General features: G+C 51.1%; 20 protein-coding genes and 1 pseudogene. 16 read left to right on the top strand and 5 right to left on the bottom strand.

The features are described 5' to 3' along the window. Window positions 1-9 precede the first annotated feature (9 nt). The 10 genes and pseudogenes from DDY07_RS18720 (at window position 10) to DDY07_RS18675 (ending at window position 10,425) form a co-directional block, all read left to right on the top strand. Window positions 10-432: a F0F1 ATP synthase subunit epsilon gene (locus tag DDY07_RS18720; protein ID WP_033156953.1), complete on the top strand. Its 423-nt coding sequence runs from the start codon at window positions 10-12 to the stop codon at window positions 430-432. A gap of 72 nt (window positions 433-504) precedes the next feature. Continuing rightward, complete coding sequence (gene glmU, locus DDY07_RS18715; RefSeq protein ID WP_171696979.1) at window positions 505-1,926, top strand: bifunctional UDP-N-acetylglucosamine diphosphorylase/glucosamine-1-phosphate N-acetyltransferase GlmU; 1,422 nt, start codon at window positions 505-507, stop codon at window positions 1,924-1,926. Window position 1,927: 1 nt separating this feature from the next. Beyond that, entirely contained in the window at window positions 1,928-3,757 is a 1,830-nt protein-coding gene (glmS, locus tag DDY07_RS18710; RefSeq protein WP_171696978.1) for a glutamine--fructose-6-phosphate transaminase (isomerizing), read from the top strand. 110 nt (window positions 3,758-3,867) lie between these two features. Continuing rightward, on the top strand, window positions 3,868-4,617 hold the full coding sequence (locus DDY07_RS18705) for an IS5 family transposase (RefSeq protein WP_033159547.1): 750 nt from the start codon (window positions 3,868-3,870) through the stop codon (window positions 4,615-4,617). Between the two features lie 42 nt (window positions 4,618-4,659). Next, window positions 4,660-4,863: a hypothetical protein gene (locus tag DDY07_RS18700; protein ID WP_253734537.1), complete on the top strand. Its 204-nt coding sequence runs from the start codon at window positions 4,660-4,662 to the stop codon at window positions 4,861-4,863. Between the two features lie 261 nt (window positions 4,864-5,124). Then, window positions 5,125-6,182: pseudogene (locus tag DDY07_RS18695) on the top strand (IS481 family transposase). A gap of 499 nt (window positions 6,183-6,681) precedes the next feature. Continuing rightward, on the top strand, window positions 6,682-7,647 hold the full coding sequence (locus DDY07_RS18690) for an IS110 family transposase (protein WP_171696939.1): 966 nt from the start codon (window positions 6,682-6,684) through the stop codon (window positions 7,645-7,647). Between the two features lie 776 nt (window positions 7,648-8,423). After that, a complete protein-coding gene (locus tag DDY07_RS18685) occupies window positions 8,424-8,585 on the top strand; it encodes a hypothetical protein (RefSeq protein ID WP_171696977.1) in 162 nt (53 codons plus the stop codon). A gap of 166 nt (window positions 8,586-8,751) precedes the next feature. Beyond that, complete coding sequence (locus DDY07_RS18680; protein ID WP_033157545.1) at window positions 8,752-8,973, top strand: hypothetical protein; 222 nt, start codon at window positions 8,752-8,754, stop codon at window positions 8,971-8,973. A gap of 357 nt (window positions 8,974-9,330) precedes the next feature. Next, entirely contained in the window at window positions 9,331-10,425 is a 1,095-nt protein-coding gene (locus tag DDY07_RS18675) for an L-dopachrome tautomerase-related protein (RefSeq protein ID WP_171696976.1), read from the top strand. Here DDY07_RS18675 and DDY07_RS18670 read toward each other — a convergent pair. Then, window positions 10,422-11,357: a LysR family transcriptional regulator gene (locus tag DDY07_RS18670; protein WP_171696975.1), complete on the bottom strand. Its 936-nt coding sequence runs from the start codon at window positions 11,355-11,357 to the stop codon at window positions 10,422-10,424. The two genes, DDY07_RS18675 and DDY07_RS18670, sit on opposite strands and share 4 nt — an antisense overlap. 250 nt (window positions 11,358-11,607) lie before the next feature. Here DDY07_RS18670 and amoA point away from each other — a divergent pair, with 250 nt between their 5' ends. From amoA to DDY07_RS18640, 6 genes are all read left to right on the top strand, one after another. Then, window positions 11,608-12,360, top strand: coding sequence for a bacterial ammonia monooxygenase, subunit AmoA (gene amoA, locus DDY07_RS18665; RefSeq protein WP_171696974.1), 753 nt, complete (start codon window positions 11,608-11,610; stop codon window positions 12,358-12,360). An 11-nt stretch (window positions 12,361-12,371) separates the two neighbouring features. Continuing rightward, window positions 12,372-13,610: a bacterial ammonia monooxygenase, subunit AmoB gene (gene amoB, locus DDY07_RS18660; protein WP_171696973.1), complete on the top strand. Its 1,239-nt coding sequence runs from the start codon at window positions 12,372-12,374 to the stop codon at window positions 13,608-13,610. 16 nt (window positions 13,611-13,626) lie between these two features. Beyond that, complete coding sequence (gene amoC, locus DDY07_RS18655; protein WP_171696972.1) at window positions 13,627-14,400, top strand: bacterial ammonia monooxygenase, subunit AmoC; 774 nt, start codon at window positions 13,627-13,629, stop codon at window positions 14,398-14,400. Window positions 14,401-14,455: 55 nt separating this feature from the next. Continuing rightward, complete coding sequence (locus DDY07_RS18650; RefSeq protein WP_171696971.1) at window positions 14,456-15,691, top strand: MFS transporter; 1,236 nt, start codon at window positions 14,456-14,458, stop codon at window positions 15,689-15,691. Between the two features lie 20 nt (window positions 15,692-15,711). Further along, window positions 15,712-16,092 carry a tautomerase family protein gene (locus DDY07_RS18645; RefSeq protein WP_171696970.1) on the top strand — a complete coding sequence of 127 codons (381 nt, stop codon included), beginning with the start codon at window positions 15,712-15,714 and terminating at the stop codon, window positions 16,090-16,092. A 64-nt stretch (window positions 16,093-16,156) separates the two neighbouring features. Next, window positions 16,157-16,663 (top strand): DUF1993 family protein, encoded by a 507-nt coding sequence (locus tag DDY07_RS18640; RefSeq protein ID WP_171696969.1) that lies wholly within the window; start codon window positions 16,157-16,159, stop codon window positions 16,661-16,663. Window positions 16,664-16,784: 121 nt separating this feature from the next. On the opposite strand, the gene DDY07_RS18635 is transcribed toward DDY07_RS18640, so the two are convergent. The 4 genes from DDY07_RS18635 to DDY07_RS18620 form a co-directional block, all read right to left on the bottom strand. Then, a complete protein-coding gene (locus DDY07_RS18635; RefSeq protein ID WP_171696968.1) occupies window positions 16,785-17,354 on the bottom strand; it encodes a TetR/AcrR family transcriptional regulator in 570 nt (189 codons plus the stop codon). Window positions 17,355-17,701: 347 nt separating this feature from the next. Next, window positions 17,702-18,499, bottom strand: a complete 798-nt coding sequence (locus DDY07_RS18630; RefSeq protein WP_171696967.1) for an SDR family oxidoreductase — start codon at window positions 18,497-18,499, stop codon at window positions 17,702-17,704. Window positions 18,500-18,553: 54 nt separating this feature from the next. After that, window positions 18,554-19,483 (bottom strand): NADP-dependent oxidoreductase, encoded by a 930-nt coding sequence (locus DDY07_RS18625; protein WP_171696966.1) that lies wholly within the window; start codon window positions 19,481-19,483, stop codon window positions 18,554-18,556. Between the two features lie 215 nt (window positions 19,484-19,698). Next, window positions 19,699-20,544 carry an oxidoreductase gene (locus tag DDY07_RS18620; RefSeq protein WP_171696965.1) on the bottom strand — a complete coding sequence of 282 codons (846 nt, stop codon included), beginning with the start codon at window positions 20,542-20,544 and terminating at the stop codon, window positions 19,699-19,701. Between the last annotated feature and the right edge of the window lie 50 nt (window positions 20,545-20,594).

Below are 20,594 nucleotides of genomic sequence, written 5' to 3'. Positions count from 1 at the left end.
AGTTTTAACATGGCAATGACAATTCATGTGGACATCGTCAGCGCGGAGCAGGAAATTTTTTCCGGCTTGGCTGAAATGGTCTTTGCACCGGCGGAAATGGGTGATGTAGGCATTGCGCCGCGCCATGCGCCGTTAATCACCAAGCTTAAGCCCGGTGAAGTTCGGGTTAAGCTGAGCGATAAGGACTATCAAGCGTTTTACGTGTCCGGTGGCTTTCTGGAAGTGCAGCCGCATTTGGTGACCGTTTTGGCGGATACCGCGATCAGAGCAAAAGACATTGACGAAGCGGCGGCGTTACAAGCCAAAGCCAGAGCGGAAGAAATGCTCAGCGATAAATCGGGTAAATACGATTACGCGATTGCGCAAGCCGAATTGGCGCAAGCTGTAAACCAATTAAGAACCTTGGAAAGATTAAGAAAACGTGGTGCGTAAACCATTTATCGCGTAAAAATATAAGCCCGATGACGCAACGTTATCGGGCTTTTTTTGTTTTAAGGAATAGCAATGTCGATTAAAACCATCATCTTGGCGGCCGGCCAAGGCACCAGAATGCGTTCGTCGCGGCCTAAAGTACTGCACGAAATCGCCAATAAAGCGTTGTTGCAGCATGTCTACGAAACAAGTCTTTCGCTGGAAAATAATCAGATTTTTATCATCTACGGCCACGGCGGCGAGACTGTCAAACAAGCTTTGAGTAGCTTGGACGCTACCTGGATAGAGCAAAAGCAGCAACTAGGCACCGGGCACGCGGTACAGCAAGCCATTCACCACGTCGACGATCCGGACACCGTATTGATTCTATACGGCGATGTACCTTTATTAAAGGCCAAAACCATCCAAACCTTATTGCACAAGGTTAGCTTGACGTCCTTGGCATTGCTGACGGTTAACCTGGACGACCCCACCGGCTACGGCCGCATAGTCCGCGATAAAGATCATGCCGTTGTCAAAATAGTCGAGCAAAAAGATGCCAACGAAGTGGAATTGCAAATCAGCGAAGGCAATACCGGTATCCTGGCCTGCAAAGGCAGCCAGTTGAAGCAATGGTTGTCCAGGCTGAGCAATAACAACGCGCAAAACGAATATTATTTAACCGATATTATCGAAATGGCCGTGGAAGATGGCCTTACCGTCGAAACCACTCAAGCCGGTAGCCAGGATGAAGTGCTGGGTGTAAATAATCGCAGCCAATTGGCGCATCTAGAGCGCGTGTATCAAGCGGAACAGGCGCAAGCGCTGATGGAAAAAGGCGTGACACTGCGCGATCCGGCTCGGGTGGATGTCAGAGGCAATTTTGCCGAACTGGGTCAGGATATTGATGTGGACATCAACGTGATTTTCGAAGGCGTTAATCGCATCGGCTCAAACGTCAAAATCGGTCCCAATTGTCTGATTAAAAACGCCAGCATCGCCAACGATGTCGAAATTCTGGCTAACAGCGTGATCGAGGACGCCTCGGTCGGCGCCGGCAGCCGCATAGGCCCGTTCGCCCGGCTGCGGCCGCAAACCGAGCTGGCCGATCATGTGCATATCGGCAATTTCGTAGAAATCAAAAAATCCACTGTCGCTACCGGCAGCAAAATTAACCATTTAAGCTATATTGGCGATAGCGAAGTGGGTAGCAAGGTCAATATCGGCGCCGGCACCATCACGTGCAATTACGACGGCGTGAATAAATTTAAAACCATCATCGAAGACGGCGCGTTTATCGGCTCCGATACCCAATTGGTGGCACCGGTAACGGTCGGAAAAAACGCGACAATCGGCGCCGGTTCGACCATTACCCGGGATACGCCGGAAAATCAATTAACCCTTAGCCGGAGTAAACAGCTTAGCGTGCCTAGCTGGCAGCGTCCGGTCAAACTGGCGGAGATTGTTCCCGACAATTCTCCGCACTCGTTAGCTCCTAGTCAGTCGGAGAAATAGTATGTGTGGGATAGTCGCGGGCGTTGCCCAGCGTAATGTCGTGCCGATTTTGCTGGAAGGCCTGAAGCGCCTGGAATATCGCGGCTATGACTCAGCCGGTTTGGCCGTGGTAAGTCAGGGCGAAATATTCCGAAAACGTGAGTTAGGCAAAGTTAAAGGGCTGGAAGCCTTAATCGCCGCCGATCCTATAGAAGGCACTATCGGTATCGCTCATACCCGCTGGGCCACCCACGGCAAACCCAGCACCCGCAACGCTCATCCCCATGTTAGCTGCGACAAAGTGGCGGTAGTGCACAATGGTATTATCGAAAATCACGATCATCTGCGTACGGCCTTGCAACAGAACGGCTTCGAATTCACATCAGAAACTGATACCGAAGTCATCGTGCATAAAATAGCCGAAGACCTGCAAACCACCGACAGCCTATTAAGCGCGGTAAAAGCCACGGTCGCCACTTTGCGGGGTGCGTATGCACTGGGCGTGGTATTCATCGACTGCCCGGATATCTTGATCGCTTGCCGTAAGGGCAGCCCCTTGGTGATTGGCGTCGGTATCGGCGAATATTTCATAGCGTCCGACATCGCCGCCCTATTGCCGGTTACCCAGCGTTTCATTTTCCTGGAAGACGGCGATATTGCCGAACTGAAAATCGACAGTCTGGTGATTTATGATGAAAACGATCACCGCGTTGAACGCCCTATCGTCGAAAGCCAATTAAAAGCCGATTCGGTCGACAAAGGCAAATACCGCCACTACATGCTCAAGGAAATTTACGAGCAAGCCTGGGCGGTGTCCGAAACGCTGGAAGGCCGGTTCATCGACAACCGTTTGCAGGACAATGCGTTTGGCCATAACGCCGCCGAAGTATTCGACCAAATCAAATCGGTACAGATTCTGGCTTGCGGTACTAGCTATCATTCCGGCTTGGTGGCACGTTACTGGTTCGAGAAACTGGCACGGGTGCCATGCTCCATAGAAGTGGCTAGCGAATTCAGGTATCGCAATCCGGTTATTTCCCCGGATACCCTGGTCGTCACCATTTCCCAATCCGGGGAAACTGCCGATACCCTGGCGGCGCTATTGGAAGCCAAACGCCTGGGCGTCAAACATTCGCTGGTGATTTGCAACGCACCGGAAAGCTCGCTGGTGCGCGAATCCGATCTGGTCATGATGACCCGCGCCGGCCCGGAGATTGGTGTGGCTTCGACCAAAGCCTTCACTACCCAATTGGTGGCCTTGTTGATGTTGATCATTGCGGTCGGCCGCCGCTTTGCGTTGACCAAGGAAGCGGAAGAGGAAATCGTCTCCGAGTTATTCAGCTTACCCGGCCACATCGAAAAAGTGCTGAAACTCGACAATGCTATCGAATTGCTGTCGCAGCGCTTTGCCGACAAGCACAACGCGCTCTTCCTCGGTCGTGGTACCCATTACCCGATCGCGATGGAAGGGGCATTGAAGCTGAAGGAGATTTCCTACATCCACGCCGAAGCCTACCCAGCCGGCGAGTTGAAACACGGTCCCCTGGCTTTGATCGACGCGGAAATGCCTGTCGTGACCGTGGCGCCAAACAACAACCTGCTGGAAAAACTAAAATCAAATATTCAGGAAGTCAGCGCCCGCGGCGGCCAGTTGATCGTATTCATGGATGAAGAGCTGGCGGAAAGCAGCGACGAAAACGTGCAAATCGTCAAAATGCCCAGTGTCGCCAACATCATCTCGCCTATCGTCTACACGATACCGCTGCAACTGCTGTCCTACCACGTCGCCGTGCTGAAAGGCACCGACGTCGATCAGCCGCGCAACTTAGCCAAGTCGGTGACGGTGGAATAGCAGACAGTTGGAAGGATCTACTAGGGGCTGTTGCCATTTTGAAACGATAGCCTTGAAATCGAACGGCTCTGCCTCATTGATTGATTTTTCAATCAGAAGACAAGTGAGCTATGCCGCGACAAATGTTTACGGATGCATACTGGAATAAATTCAAAGCCATCCTGTTAAGCCTGGGGATTTATGACAAGCCTTCGCTCAGGCAAACGGTAGAAGGGATTTTTTATCGCATGCGAGTCGGCTGCCCCTGGCGAGACCTGCCTGCCACGTTTGGTAAGTGGAATGCAGTCTACAAACGGTTTAATGCGTGGTCACTGCAAGAAAAACTGATGGGCATCTTTCGAGGCCTGGTTGTGGCACCGGATTTGGAATGGACCTTTATTGACGGCAGTATCGTGAAAGCGCATCAGCATAGTAGCGGTGCGGCTCATGAACAGGATGCCGCGATTGGGAAATCCGTTGCGGGTAACACCACGAAAATCCATATGGCCGTTGATGCCTGTGGGCTGCCTATTCATTTCTCAATCACCGGTGGTGAAGTCCATGACTGCAAAGAAGCGCCGGAATTAGTGGCTAAACTGCCTTTGGCTGACTACACGGTCGCTGACAAAGGCTATGACAGTGAACCTCTACGGATTCAAATTCGAGAGAAAGGGAGTGTCCCTATCATTCCTAGAAAACAAAATTCAATCGTCGGGAATGACGGAATGGATTGGTGCCTCTACCAATATCGCCACCTCGTTGAAAATGTCTTTGCGCGATTGAAACATTTCAGAGCCATCGCGACGCGATATGACAAATTGAAACGCAATTTTGAAGGCGTTGTCGCTTTGGCCTGCGCTTTTATTTGGTTACCCATGTAAAACGGCAACAGCCCCTAGAATAACTATTACAGCGAGGTCGTTATGTTGAGTATTAAATCAAAAGAAAGAGGATTGGTGGTATGTCTTTGCACACTATCAGTACTGTTAACTCCAGTGCCAACCCAGGCAGACACAGTAATGTTATTGGCTGCGGCAGAAACCGGGTCGGTAGCTGCAAGACAGGCTGCTGATCAGAAGGCCGCGCTGGCAAAAAAGGCGGCAGAGAGAGGCAAAAAAGGCAGCTGAGGCACAAGTGCCGACTGAGGCGGTAGTGCCCGCGGAGAACAAGGCGCCTGCCGAGGTACAAAAGGAAAAATAATCGGTGTGTAGAAACCAATGGGGGCCAGACTCCATTGGTTTTGAGTAGTCGTCTAATTCAACGCGCCAGGGAACTGCGCTAAACTGTATTAGTCACGACTTGATCTGACACATCGACTTGAAAAGATGAGAGTTACCGGTTTTGATAGGGGTGTCGAATCCTTACACAAAACACAAAAGGTAACTCTCATGATCCATACAAACAATCCGATCATTAAACACAAAGCGGGGCTGTTAAATTTAGCCCAAGAACTGAATAACGTCTCCAGAGCCTGCAAGGTGATGGGTGTCTCGCGCGATACATTTTATCGTTATCAAGAGCTTGTGGCCGAAGGTGGCATTGATGCCTTAATCGACAAAAAACGCCGGTCTCCGAATCTGAAGAATCGCGTCGATGAAAGCATTGAACGGGCGGTGAAGTCCTATGCGGTTGAGTATCCGGCGCATGGACAGCATCGAACCAGTAATGAACTGCGTAAACAAGGGGTATTCGTATCCGGCAGCGGCGTTCGCTCTATCTGGTTACGGCATGACCTGGAGAACTTTAAAAAGAGGCTTAAAGCGCTGGAAGCCAAGGTAGCCGCCGAAGGGTTAATGCTGAGCGATGCGCAGATTGCGGCGTTGGAGAAAAAGCAGCAGGATGATCAAGCCTGCGGCGAAATCGAAACAGCCCACTTGTGCCCTGTGGGTATCCCGGTTACCTGGGTTCGCAGGATACCTTTTACGTTGGCAACCTCAAAGGGGTTGGGCGGATTTACCAGCAGACTTACGTGGACACCTACAGCAAAGTCGCTCACTGCAAACTGTACACCACCAAAACGCCGATTACTGCCGCGGACATCCTGAATGACAAAGTATTGCCGTTCTATGAAGCCAATGCATTACCTGTGCTACGCATTCTGACGGATCGCGGCACCGAATATTGTGGCAAGGTCGAACAGCATGATTATCAGCTATACCTGGCGATCAACGACATCGACCATACCAAAACCAAGGCCATGTCGCCGCAAACCAATGGGATTTGCGAACGCTTCCACAAGACCATCTTGCAGGAGTTCTATCAGGTCACGTTCCGCAAAAAGCTCTATAGCGACCTGGATGAACTCCAAAAAGATCTGGACGAATGGCTGGTTTATTACAACAATGACCGAACTCATCAGGGCAAAATGTGCAACGGCAGAACGCCGATGGATACCTTGCTGGATGGAAAACAGATTTGGGCTCAAAAAAATCTGAACCAAATCTAATCTGACAGACACCCCGCAAAAACGGTAACTGTCAGATCAGGTCTGAGCTAATACAGCTAAACATAGCGTTATTTCGAAGCCGATTTTAGTTTCAAGTCTGTGCTGAATGGCGGTTTATCTCACGGTTGCCAGCCGATCTATTGTCTCCGGATAAGATTTAATTTGCGGTGATAATAAAAGGCCAATGAGCTGTCATTCAAAATGTAAGTGCGATTAGCTTGCCTACTCGCGCATTTCGAAGTCAACCTTCCTCCGATTACGCTATCGCTAATCGGAGCTTGTATTATCCAAGCGTGCTTTTCAAAGGATAATAAACCATGAAAACACACCTGAGGGGCACCTCAGGTTTGGGTCGCTGGATGCCGTATCGGAGCTTGGATTTCGAAATCCCCGGCGTAGATCTTTGCAGCAGCGACCCACTCTCGATCAACGATCGGACAGTCTCTTCGGCCCGGTTTCCGGCAGCCTGCATTCACAAGGTAGATCATTTGAGGTTTTCATGTCCCATTTTTATCTCGGTATCGATGTTGCTAAAGCCAAGTTGGATTGCGCATTGCGTCTGCACAGCGGTAAGTTTCGCGCCAAAGTCATTCCCAATTCTCTCGACGGCTTCGCGACGTTGTTGACGTGGTTGGCCGCTCAAAAGGCCGAATCGCCTCATGTCTGCATGGAGGCGACCGGCATTTATTGGGAAGACGTTGCTCAGCATCTGGCAACCGCTGGTTTCACCGTGAGCGTCGTCAATCCAGCACAAATTAAGGCCTATGGCGCTTCACGGCTCACCCGCAGCAAAACCGATACGGTCGATGCTAAACTCATCGCCGATTTCTGCGCCGAGCGCCAACCGCCTACTTGGCAGCCCCGTAGCGAGGCGGAAGTCACACTGCGCGCACTAGTATTACGGCTGGACGCCTTACAAACCATGCGCACCCAGGAAAACAACCGCTTGCTAGTGGCGCGCGAGGCCGTGCGTGAGGACATTCAACAGCATCTGAATTGGCTGGATACTGCGATCCAACAATTGATCGACGCCATCAACGATCACATTGATCGCCATCCCGATCTCAAGCAACAGCGCGAACTGCTCGATAGCATTCCCGGCATTGGCGAGCGCACCAGCGCCATCATCCTCGCGTTCTACGCCGATACCTCGCGCTTCGCCAATAGCCGACAAGCCGCAGCCTTTGCCGGACTCGATCCTAGGCAATACGAATCGGGCAGCAGCCTCAAGGGCAAGCCCAGGCTCTCCAAAATAGGCCATGCCTTCCTGCGCAAAGCGCTCTATATGCCGGCCATGGTGACGCTTTATAAAACAGCCTGGGGTAAACAATTCCGTGGACGATTAGCCGGTGCTGGTAAACCCAATAAGCTGATTATCGGTGCCATGATGCGTAAATTGATTCATGTGGCATTCGGTGTCTTGAAATCCGCAAAACCCTTCGACTCGGCTATTCATCTGGCTTGACTTGGATAACAGTATCTACTCCAGTAAGGCTATATTTTTGCAAACTCAAAACTTGCAAATCGCGCGAGGGTTTTCTCCCGTATGCCGCGCCGAGCACCGGAGCTTTTGGCGAGAATTGCCCGAAGGGGTGCGGCAGGGATGCCGCACGTCGGCAGAGGGGCTGGGAAGCCCCTTCTGCCGACCCTCGATAAAAGCTTTGGATCGCAGGACAAATCGGCAGGATAGCCGATTTGCATGCATCGCACCCGAAGGGCGAGGCACTGGGATGTGCCGAGTGAGCTAAGCGGTATCCGGGTGGCCTTTCTTTTGGTGACTTTTCTTTGGCCAAACAAAGAAAAGTTACTCGGCCGTCGGGCCGAGACCCGACATTAAAACCAGCCGTCGCGCTAGCGACACCTATAACACTGACCGCATTGGCATCATCCCCGAAATCTCAAATCCCGCCCGCGGAACCGTCGCGCCGAAAAATTATTCTTATCCGTTGATAACCTAATCAGCTGGCAATCTTGAGCTTCGGCAAATTGGGAACGCAAACCCAGCCACGCTAAGGTCAAAAATCCCACGTCAAACAAGCCGCTAACCCTTCCGACCACCCACACAATTCCGCGAATTTGAATGACGGTAGCTATTTTGCGCTACAGATTACAAAAGTTCCGGGTAATTTGTTTCCATTAAGGAAACAAATCATGAATAAAATGCCTGATTGTAAATATTTTTGGCAGGTATATAGTGAAGTCGTACTTACAAAGCGACTAAACATAGTCAAGGTGGACCCCATGAATATTTCAAAAAACAAATATAGAGACGTGATGATTGGCTTGTTTTTTGTCACCGGCGTGCTCAGCTTCGTCTCCGGTCAATTTATCCTATCCACACTCTTATTTGGTTCCGCATCATTGGCCAGTAACTTGAATCAAGCAACACCGGCGCGGGTTTAAGAGTATAGGTCGACCGCTAGGCAACGTGTCGTGCAGACTTAAATGCGGGCATTGCTAATCATTGGCGGAACCTTATTGGAAGTTTTATAAACAAAGCCAAATGGCAGAAACATTAAAGATCCTTACTGTCATTCACTGCCAAGCATAAAGCCATAGGAGAAATACCATGAATTTACGTTACGCAAATATGAAAAGTGCGCTCGAATTTTTATACGCGCCTCCCGTCACCCTGGCGATTATCGAATCATGGAGCGATGACGAGTTTGATGATGTGTTGGACTGGATTGAACAAATGACTCGCCGCAATTGGCATCGAATACTTCAGCGACCAGAAGTGTTCGTGCAACAAAGGCCGGATGTTTTGAATGTATTGGATGTTGAAATGTAATGGAGAAATTCAAATACGGCGTTTTTCTGGGAGTTATTATTAACTCGCCCCCTAAATACCATTCGCCTTGAGTCTATCGAAGGGGGCGCCAGCCTGGGCTTCGACGGGCTCAGCTCGAACGGCACCCGTGTCACATTATTCCGCTCTAACCAGGGGTTTAGCTTAGATTCTCCCTCGACTTGGCGCTGCGGCGATCTAGGACTAAAAGTCTTCACCTCGCTGTCGCTGTGTTTCCAAAATTGAATACGCCAATCATCATCAATGTACTGAATGGTTCGTGATGAATGGATGTCATTTAACAGGGCTCTAACGATCCAGTATGGTGTTGCCTAACCCAACAACTTACTGGAGATAATAATGAACCGTGGAATCCTATTTTGCACCGCCATGGTGTTTGCAGCCTTTGAGGCTTTGGCGGATGGCAACTCTCATTTTGATGTATTCGCCAACCTCGATACCGGGCCCGGCAATGTCACGGCGACCGCCAACGGCCGGATCATCATGAGCCAGCATCAGTTTTATCAGCCGCAATACACGGTGGTGGAATACAAGGATCAAGCCTTGCTACCTTTTCCGAATAAGGAAATGTCGGCGGCCGATTCAACTGCGCCGATCAAACTCGACTCGGTGCTGGGTATCCGCTCCGATAGCAACGGTATCGTCTGGATGCTGGACAACGGCATGCGTAGCGGGGTGACGCCCAAACTGGTCGGCTGGAATACCAAAACCAACAAGCTCCAGCGTTTGATTTATCTGCCGGCGCCGATTGCGCCGAAAGATGCGTTCGTCAATGATTTTGCGTTGGACATCAAACACAATCATGCCTTCATCAGCGATCCGGCAGGTGGCGCGAATGCCGGCTTGATCGTGGTCAACTTGTCCACCGGCGCGGCGCGGCGGGTGCTGGAAGGACATAAAAGTGTGGTGCCGGAAAACGTCGATTTAGTCATCGATAATGTGCCGATTCAGGTGAAAACGCCGTCCGGCGAATTGGTGAAACCGCATATTGGCGTGAATCCGATTACCGAGGATTTAGCCAATGAGTGGGTCTATTTCGGGCCGATGCACGGCCTTAGCCTTTACCGGATCAAAGCTACCGACTTGATCAACGAGGCCTTAACGCCGCAAGAACTTGCTCAGCATGTTGAACGCTACAGCGACAAACCGATTTCGGATGGCATCAGCATTGATGAAAACAACAATATTTATCTGGGGGATTTAGCCAATAACGCGATTGGCGTGATCGCGCCTAACCGACAATACCGGCAATTGGCGCAATGTCCGCGGCTGTCATGGGTCGATTCCTTCAGTTTTGGCGCTAACGGCCAACTCTATGCGGTAGTGAATCGCTTGCATCGCTCGGCCACACTGAACGGCGGCGATAATCAATCCAAACCGCCTTACTTCCTGTTAAAGGTCAAAGCCTTGGCCGCAGGCCTGCCGGGACGTTAAAGCCGAATTTCACTCTCGGCAATTTTCCGGCCTATGGCGTTGATTTGTTCGCGCAACCAACCATGGGCCGGGTCTTTTTCCCATAACGGGTGCCAAATCATCGCCAAATCGTAGTCCGGCAAACTTACCGGCACCGGCAATACTTGCAGCGGCACCAGTTTCTGAAAGGCGATGGCCAAGCGATAAGGCAAAGACAAAATCATATGGGTCTGGGTCACGATCAACGGTGCCGATAGAAAATGCGGCACGATGAAATTAATCCGTCGCTCTAAATTCAACTCGGCGAGCTTCTCGTCTATCACGCCTAATTTATCGCCGGTTCGGGAGATCAGCATGTGCGTCGCCGCCAAATAGTCCTCCAGCGATGGCGCGGCTTGAATGCTGGGATGATCCCGCCTGACCACGCAAGCCATGCGATCCATGAATAAATGTTCGCAGTACAAATGCGCCGGTGGATTCAGTACCGAGGCAAAGCCCAACACCACATCCAGACTACCGTTTTCCAGCTGCGCCAACGGAAAAGCAGATTCCGTGCGTTTGACATGAATATCCACGCCCGGCGCGGTTTGCTCAATCAATTGCGACAACTCGGGCAAGATCAAAAACTCCATGTAATCGGTCGCGGCGATGGTGAAGCGGCGCTGACTGGAGGCCGGATCGAAGGCTTGAGGTGCTTCAAGCAAGCGTTCCATTTCCTGTAACAGACTGCGTACCGGTTCCACCAAGGCCAGCGCCAGCGCGGTCGGCTGCATACCGGCGGGCGATTTAACCAAGACCGGATCGTTCAGTTGCTGGCGTAAGCGATGCAAGGTATGACTCATCGCCGACTGCGTAACGAACATGCATTCCGCCGCGCGAGTGACATTGCGCTCCCGCATCAAAACATCGAACGCCAGTAACAGGTTTAAGTCGAAAGTGCGTAGGTTAGCCATCCTGAGTTCCTCAAAAAAATCGGCTGCATACTAATCAAAATCGCTGCTGGCCGGTATGAACAGTCTTGATGGTAGCGGATGAAATTTCACCATTTCACAGCCAAGCCGTTTCTCCCTACCTTATACCCCGAGCGCGTCGTCCAAGCCTAGAAGGTTTAACTCCCCCCAAGGGTAGCTTTTCGGTTGGCGGCGCGCCCAAAACTCAATGGCGATTGCCGTTTACTGAAACCTATATCGGGGGATTCTTACCATGTCTGCACAAATTCCAATTTCAACATTCAAACCTTATCGGGGCGAAAAAGCCCGGTTAGCCAGGGCTTACGATTATCTGATCCTGGTGCTGGCCCTATTCTTATTCATCGGCTCGTTCCATCTACATTTTGCCCTGACCGTCGGCGACTGGGACTTCTGGGTCGATTGGAAAGATCGGCAATGGTGGCCTTTGGTGACGCCGTTGATCGGTATTACCTTTCCAGCCGCCGTACAGGCGGTGTTGTGGGATAAATTCCGCCTGCCCTTGGGCGCCACGCTGTGCGTCGCGGCCTTATTGCTCGGCACCTGGGTCACCCGTGTGTTTGCCTACCACTACTGGAACTTCTTCCCCATCAACATGGTGCTGCCAGCGACCATGGTGCCGGGTGCCTTGGTATTGGACACCTTGTTGATGCTGACCAATAGCCTGACCATCACCTCCATTTTTGGTGGAGCTGCATTTGCCTTGTTGTTTTACCCCACCAACTGGCCGATTTTCGGTATGTTCCATCAAGCGGTCGATTATCACAATAGCCAGCTTTCGGTGGCCGACGTGTTTGGCTTCCAATACATACGCACCGGCATGCCCGAATACCTGCGCATCATCGAACGCGGCACCTTGCGCACCTATGGCCAGTACGCCACGCCATTGTCAGCATTTTGTTCAGCGTTGTTGTGCTCGTTGATGTATCCGCTGTGGTGGAAAATCGGCAAATTGTTCGCTGATACCCGTTATCTGAAAAGCATTTAAGGAGCACAGTCATGAAATTACTTTTTAAACCTTGGCTGTTGGCAGTGCTTTGCATCAACGTATTGTCGATATTTGCCGTACCCACCGCGCAGGCCCATGGCGAAAAAGCCCTGGAGCCATTCATCAGGATGCGGACCATCCAGTGGTACGACGTGCAATGGTCCACGCAAACATTCAACGTCAACGATGAAGTCAGCGTCAGCGGCAAGTTTCATGTTGCCGAAGATTGGCCGATCAGTGTGCCGAAACCGGAAGCCAGCTTCTTGAATATCTCCACCCCAGGACCGGTGCTGATTCGTACCGAACGCTACCTGAACGGTAAGCCCTGGACTAACTCGGTATCGCTGGAGCCGGGCGGCGATTACGAGTTCAAGGTGGTCATGAAAGGCCGCTTGCCGGGCCATTATCACATCCATCCGTTTTTTAATTTAAAAGACGCCGGTCAGGTGATGGGGCCTGGGGTGTGGCTGGACATTGGCGGCGATCCCGCGGACTTTAGCAATACCATTCAAACCATCAACGGTGAAATGATCGACATGGAAAGCTTCGGCTTTGCCAATGGCGTGTTCTGGCATCTGTTCTGGGGCGCGTTGGCGGCTGCCTGGTTGTTGTGGTGGGTGCGTCGGCCGTTGTTCATCAGCCGCTACCGCATGCTGGATGCCGGTTTGGAGCATGAGTTGATCACCGATCAGGACAAAACCATCGCCAAGGCCGTGTTAGTGGGCGTGCCGGTATTGGTATTGGCGCTGAATGCCGTTACCGCCAACCAGTACCCGGACGCCATCCCATTACAAGCGGGCTTGGATAGGATTTTGCCTCTGCCGGCGCAAGTCAATGCCGGACTGGTCAATGTCGACACCCTAAAAGCCGAATACAACGTGGCGCAACGCGCGATGCTGTTGCAGTTCAGTATCGACAATCGCAGCCAAGGCGCGGTTAGGATCGGCGAATTTTCCAGTTCCAACGTGCATTTCATAAACGCTGACTTAGCGAATGTCAACAGCAAACCCGGCAAGGATGACGTCAGTAATAACGGTATGAGCCTGAGTGACAACGCGCCCATCGCGCCCGGCGAACAGCGCACCGTCACGGTTGAAGTGCGCGATGCGGCCTGGGAATCGGAAAAACTGGATGGGCTGATCAAAGATGCGGACAGCCGGCTGGGTGGCCTGCTGTTTCTTTACGACGACGTGATGGGTAAACGCTATATCTCCAGCATTTCCGCCGCCGTCATTCCCAAATTCAATTAATTCAGGAGCACACATCATGGCTACCACGACAGAACACGTGCGCTTAAGCACCGAAAACCCGAAATCATTGCCTTGGTATTTGACCGACTTACCCAAATATTTAAAAGGCTTTGGCTTTTTAACCGTTATGTACATCAGTTTACGCCTGTATCAGGGTGCTTTTGCCATAGCACACGGTTTGGATTCCTCGGAGCCGGCGTTCGAACAATACTGGATGCGGCTGTTTTATATCGAACTGGTGGTGATCGCTGCCGTCGCCAGCGGCTTTTGGGGTTACTTATGGACCACACGCGACCGGAATCTGGAGCAACTGGCACCCAAGGAAGAAATCCGCCGCTATTTCACCTTGACGATGTGGATCAGCATTTACACCTTTGCGGTGTACTGGGCGGGCAGTTATTTTGCCGAACAGGACAATTCCTGGCATCAGGTGGCGATCCGCGATACGCCGTTTACCGCTAATCACATCATCGAGTTTTACTTCAACTTCCCGCTGTACGTGATCCTGGGCGGCTGCGCCTGGTTGTATGCTAGAACCCGCTTGCCCTTGTACGCCAAAGGCATCTCCTTGCCTTTGACCCTGGCGGTGTTCGGGCCGTTCATGATCTTGGTCAGCGTCGGCTTCAACGAATGGGGACATACCTTCTGGTTTAGAGAGGAATTCTTCGCCGCGCCGATTCATTGGGGCTTTGTGATCGGGGTTTGGTTTGCCTTGGGCGTCGGCGGCATCCTGCTGCAAGGCGTGACTCGACTGATCGAACTCATGGAAAAAATCGAAGACGCTGAATAGGTCTGTTTTCAAATAAACCCAAAAGACCATGTTTCAGTCCAAGTCCGATGTCGCCATGCCAAAGAGTCAAACTGATTCAGTTCATTATGCCTGGATCGTACTCGCGGTGACGTTTTTATGCTTGTTTATGGCATCGGCACTGCGCTCCGTTCCAGGGATCATCATGCTGTCCCTGGAACAGGAGTTTGCCTGGAACCGGGAAACCATTAGCGGCGCCATCTCACTAAATTTGCTGTTATTTGGCCTTGCCGGCCCCTTTCTAGGCCGGTTGATGGATGTCTACGGCGCTAAACGGATCAGCGTTATTACCTTGATTTTGTCGGTGGCAGGTGCCGGTGGCAGCGTTTTTATGCAGGAATCCTGGCAGCTGTATTTGCTTTGGGGATTGCTGATAGGCGCAGGGTCGGGCGGCACGTCCATGATTATGGGCTCGACGTTGATCAATCGTTGGTTTCATAAACACCGGGGGCTGGCATTAGGCATATTGGGGGCAGCCTTCTCCTCCGGTCAGTTGGTGTTCACCCCAGTGTTAATGCAGATCAATGTGCATGAAGGCTGGCGTGCGGCGACGCTGTTTATCGCCGTAGGCTTAGGCCTGGTGGCTCTACCGTTGGTGCTGAAATTTTTAAGAGACGATCCCGAATCAAAAGGCCTGTCGGCCTATGGCGACCATGGCGTTCATGGAGCAGTGCTTAAGCCTGATCAAAATCCCATGCGCTCGGCCATGAGCAGTCCGCAATTCTGGTTGTTGGCTTCGAGTTTTGGCATTTGTGGTTTAACCACCTCCGGGCTTTTTCAGACGCATTTGATTCCGCACGGCATCGAACACGGCTTCACCGAAATGACCATGGCCATGTCCTTAGGCGTCATGGGCGCGGCCGATGTGTTCGGCACCATTTTATCCGGTTGGTTATGCGACCGGTACGGCAAGCGTTGGCCGCTGGCGTTTTATTACGTCGTCAGAGGCGCGACGCTGATAGTACTGCCCAGCATCGATAGCACCGGACAATTAATGATTTTCTCGATTATTTACGGCATGAATTGGTTGTCCACGATTCCGGCAACCTCGGCCTTGACCGCCGATTTGTTCGGAAAACAAAACGTTGGTGTGGTGTTCGGCTGGATTTGCTTCGCTCATCAAATCGGCGCGGCCATTGCCGCCTACAGCGCCGGGTACGTCCATAGTCTGATGGGTGACTACCACCTGGCTTTTGTGGCGTCAGGCCTATTCGCTTTTGTCGCAACCGGCATCGTTCTTTTTATCAGAGAACCGCAAACTGTTCGGTTTTAACTTAATTTTGGAGGAATAACATGCCTTTAGTTCGAATATCGTTAATGAAACAAGAAAGTAAAGAGTTCGGGAGAAAGATTGGCAAAATCGTTCACCAGGAAATGGTGCATACCATCAGCGTACCCGAAAAAGATTGTTTTCAGGTTATTACCGAGCATGATAATAATTCTTTAATTTATGATTCCAATTATCTTGGTATACATCGAAGCGATGGCGTCATCTTTATCCAAATAACCTTGAATGAAGGCAGAGGTGTCGATTTAAAGAAATCACTTTATAAAAACATAGCCGATACCCTGCATAATCAGCTAGATATACGCAGAGAAGATGTCTTAATAAGTCTAGTTGAAGTCAAAAAGGAAAATTGGTCGTTTGGGAATGGCATTGCGCAGTATGCGTAATAAGCGGTCAATGCTTCTGCGTTTCATTAATCTGATTAAATGTTTTTAAAAATAGGGGGTTATTATGTCAATCGACATGTATCAAGCGTCAATATTAGTTTTTATCAAAATGCTGGGCAATTTATCAAAAATACTAGATAAAGCAGCAATCCATTCCGAAGCGAAAAACATTGATCAATCGGTCTTTATAAATTACCGTTTGGCCCCCGATATGTTTCCGCTCAGCAAACAAGTGCAAATTGCAACAGATATGGTTAAAGGCTGTGCCGCGCGCCTGGCGGGATTAGAGATTCCATGCTACGAAGACAATGAAACCACATTTGCCGATTTGCAGGCTCGTATATCCAAAACCATCGCTTTTATCCAAGATGTAACCCCGGCGCAAATAAATGGCAATGAGAACCTTGCTATTAATTTCAAGATTGGCGGCACCGAGAAAAACTTTGTCGGTCTTCCATACTTGTTAGATTTTGTCTTGCCAAATTTTTATTTCCACATCACGATGAGCTACGCGATACTTCGCCACAACGGGGTTGAATTAGGGAAATCGGATTTTTTGGGCGTGGATTAATTCCGCATTTGAATTATTCATGTCTTTTGTTTTCCATAGGTAGAATGCGGCGTTTTGCCTATGGAAGCGCTGTTCCTTAGCCTGGAATAGGCAGAGTCTTGATCACGGCTTGGATCTCAAGTTATGGCTGATTCGTAGCAAGGCAATCCAGATGGGAATAAACTAGTTCTTTGGCGTTAGCTATATAATCTGAATTGCAGCTCGTTTGAGAAAATAGTATTGAGCCATGCATTAACATGGCAATTTGTGATGCTAATTTTTTTGGCTGACTTACCCCGCATTGATTGGCGAGGTTTAGTATATGCGTCCAAAAATTATGAATTATCCTGATCGCCGCTTGATGCACAGGATCGTCCTTAATTGGAAATTCTGAAAGCGCATTCAAAAACGGACTGCCTTTGAACTCTCCACTTTGAATTAAATCATTATAAACATCCAGCATCGCCAATAACTTATTTTTCGGATCAATCATTTCGACGGCTATGTTTTCGTATCGGGACATGAATAATGCTTCCTGACGCAGAAGATAGGCAACGATTAAGTCATTTTTCGATGAAAAATATTTATAAAGACTCATTTTAGACACTCCAGCTTCTTTCAAAATACCATCTATTCCGGTTGCGCGAATGCCTTGCTCATTAAAAAGATGAGTCGTAGCGGCTAAAATTTTATCCTGAGTTTTATTTGACATTTTTAATCAATATAAATCAAACGCTACATTATGGCGCCCAATAAAAATTCTGCATTCATTCTTTGTTCGCTGGAGTTTGAGTAAAAATTGTCATGAAACAACGGTGCATGCTAAATTTTTAAAAATCGCCTGGTAATAAATTAATGAAGTTTAATGGCGATATAGAAACTCGCCGCTAGGCGCGGATTGTTTGGTAATCCGCGCGACTAACGACTCGTTGCTCAGCCTACCTGTATCTGTGAAGAATGTCTGTCATACGCCAACCAGCCCCGTGCCTTTCCAGATGCGATTTATAGTGGTCTGTGGCGTTATCAAAAAACGGCGCATGTTATTCACATGGAAAACAATCAGGACGGCGTCGCTAGACGTGGCGCGGACTGGCCGGTTTGCGTCGCCGCGAAGAGTTCTGTCCGTTGAGCGTCGTATCGGTCCCAGTGCCCGGCGTCAGCCAGGGAGGGCCAGGTGACCAGCTCGCCTTGGTCGAAACCAGCCAGCGCGGCATCGACAAGATGCTCGGTAGTCATCACCGCTTCTTCTGGAAACGCGGTCAGTGGCATCCCGGCGGTATCCCAAAGTTCGGTGGCTGTGGCGGAAGGCAACACCACTTGCACTCTAATCCCAGTATTTGCCAGTTCTTGCTGTAGCCCGCGACTGAAATTGAGCACGAACGCTTTTGTGCCGCTGTATACCGAGCTCACCGGAAACGTATGAACAGCCAATACCGAGGCGATATTGATAATGACACCTTCGTTGCGCGCCTTGAACGCAGGCAGCACGGCATGCGTCAATCGCGTCAGCGCCGTGATATTCAACGCGATCTGCGACAAGGAGTCTTTCACTGGCGCTTCAGCCACCGGGCTGAGTCTGGCAATGCCGGCATTGTTGACCAATAGACTGATGGCGGGATCGGCAGCGAGAACGGCTTCAAGACCCGCGAGATCTGTTTCGTTCTCAAGATTAGCCATCCGCGTTTCGGCCTTGATGCCATAAGCCCGCTCTAGTTTGGCCGCGAGATTTTGCAAGCGGTCGCCGCGCCGGGCGACCAGCAAAAGGTCGTATCCGCGCTGAGCTAGACGATCGGCGTAAACTGATCCGATGCCGGAAGAAGCACCTGTTACAACAGCGATTTTTTTTGATGAAGTCATGGTTTTTTACCTTTGGAAGTGTTTGAAAAATGTGGAGCTTGGGTTGTCTTTTGTTCACAGCATCTTGACGACGACTTTCCCCTTCGAACGTCCCTGGGCGAGGTAGGCAAGCGCATCTTTGGCTTTCTCGAACGGAAACACCTTGTCGATCACAGGCTTGATACGCTCGGCTTCGAGGAGTTTGCCGATTTCGCCGAGTTGATCGCCATCGGGACGCACGAACAGAAATGAGTAAGTGACTGCCCGTTTTCTGGCAAGCCTCATGATCTTGCGGCTCATCAGCCCGAATACTAACCTGAGGAAAAAATTCAAGCGCTTGGCATCCGCGAACGCCGCATCCAGCGGCCCGATCAGAGAGACGATCTTGCTTCCCGGCTTGAGGATGCCGACCGATTTCTCGAGCTCGGCCCCTTTGAGCGTGCCAAGCACCGCATCGTAGCCGCCCAGCACTTTCTCGAAATCTTGCTTCTTGTAATCGACAACTTCGTCCGCACCCAGGCTGCGCACCAGTTCAACGTTGCCGGTGCTGGTGGTGGTTCCCACCGTGGCGCCAAGGTGCTTTGCCAACTGGATCGCAAACGTGCCGATCCCGCCCGATCCCGCCGGGATGAAAATCTTTTGGCCGGCCCGAAGATTGGCGCGTTCCTTCAGCGCGGCGGCGCTCTCCGGCACCACCGCGAATTCGGCAAGCGATCCTTTGCCAAGATCGAAGATACTGGCGAAGACGGCATCGCCGGGCTTAAAGCGCGTTACGCGGCTGCCGACCTCAACCACCACCCCGGCAAGATCGCTACCCAGCGTAGCCGGCAACTGGAAATGCAGGACCGGTTTGAACATCCCCGTTGGAATCATGTTGTCGATCGGGTTCAGGCCCGCGGCGTGGACTTTTACCAGCAGTTCGTCAGCCTTCGGTGTGGGACGAGAAATGTCGGAAAAACCGATCTCGGGCGACTTGCCGTAGCGTTTGAAAGTCAGTGCTTTCATAGTTAAGGTGCTATTCACAAAAAATTCCTTGTTGCTAAGTTCAGGCTAAATCGTTGTTGATTCGCATAGAGCGGAAGCAGTCGTGGCGCAGGCTAGGGGACGTTCGTCGACGGCATGCACCTGGACCAGTACTTCGATATTGACCAGTTTGGGCTCGGATATTTCGCTTATCCGTCATGCGACTTTGTTTCCATAACGCTGGACGACAAACGCCTTCATGACAGTTGTGGTTTTTTTATTGCGTCGAGCCGCAGATCTTTTCGGAGCCCTGCGTCCACCATGCGAGCAGGCGCAAATCTGCGCAGTAAGCTCAAGCGCTTAGCGAGACCGCCGGCGGTATATCGGAGCTTCGGGCGAGCCGCTCTGGCTGCTTTCAGCACAACATCGGCCACGACTTTCGGCTCGTCGGCAATCGCCATCACTTCCTCCAGCACCTTGTCCAAGGCCGCGCGGGTTTCGTGATACTCCTCAAGCTGCGAATCGGGCGCCAGTAGGTTCGCGTCAAACTTCGTTTTTGTGTATGCGGGCTCGATGACGGAGACTCGGATGCCTCTGGTACGCAACTCGTGGTCTAGCGATTCCGAATAGCCTTCGATCGCGTGCTTACTCGCGGCATAAATGGCCATATACGGCATCGGCAATACGCCAAGCACGGAGCCGATGTTGATGATACGACCGCTGCCTTGGCGCCGCATATGGGGTGTAACGGCGCGAGTCATGCGGACGATACCGAAAAAGTTCGTATCGAAAACCGACTGGGACTGTTCGATCGAACTTTCTTCCGCGCCAGCAGGCGCAACCCCGAAGCCTGCGTTGTTCACAAGCAGGTCAATGCGGCCTTCCCGTTGTATCACCTCGCTAACGGCGGCTTCGACGGAGGCATCGCTAGTCACGTCGAGAGACAGCATCTGAAAAGAACGTTGACCCGTTTGGACGGCGCCCCGTCTGCTGGTTCCATAGACCTTGTAGCCAGCCGCGGTCAGTCGCAGAGCGGTTGCTTCGCCGATGCCCGACGATGCGCCGGTAACCAGCGCGACACTAATATTTTGCTTAATACTCATAACTCAAATCTCCTTGCGGGGTGGATTGTCTATCATCTAAGTGTTACTAT

Source organism: Methylomonas sp. ZR1 (assembly GCF_013141865.1).
Taxonomy (GTDB): domain Bacteria; phylum Pseudomonadota; class Gammaproteobacteria; order Methylococcales; family Methylomonadaceae; genus Methylomonas.
The sequence above is the reverse complement of the archived record's forward strand: the minus strand, read 5'-3'. Positions and strand labels throughout refer to the sequence as shown.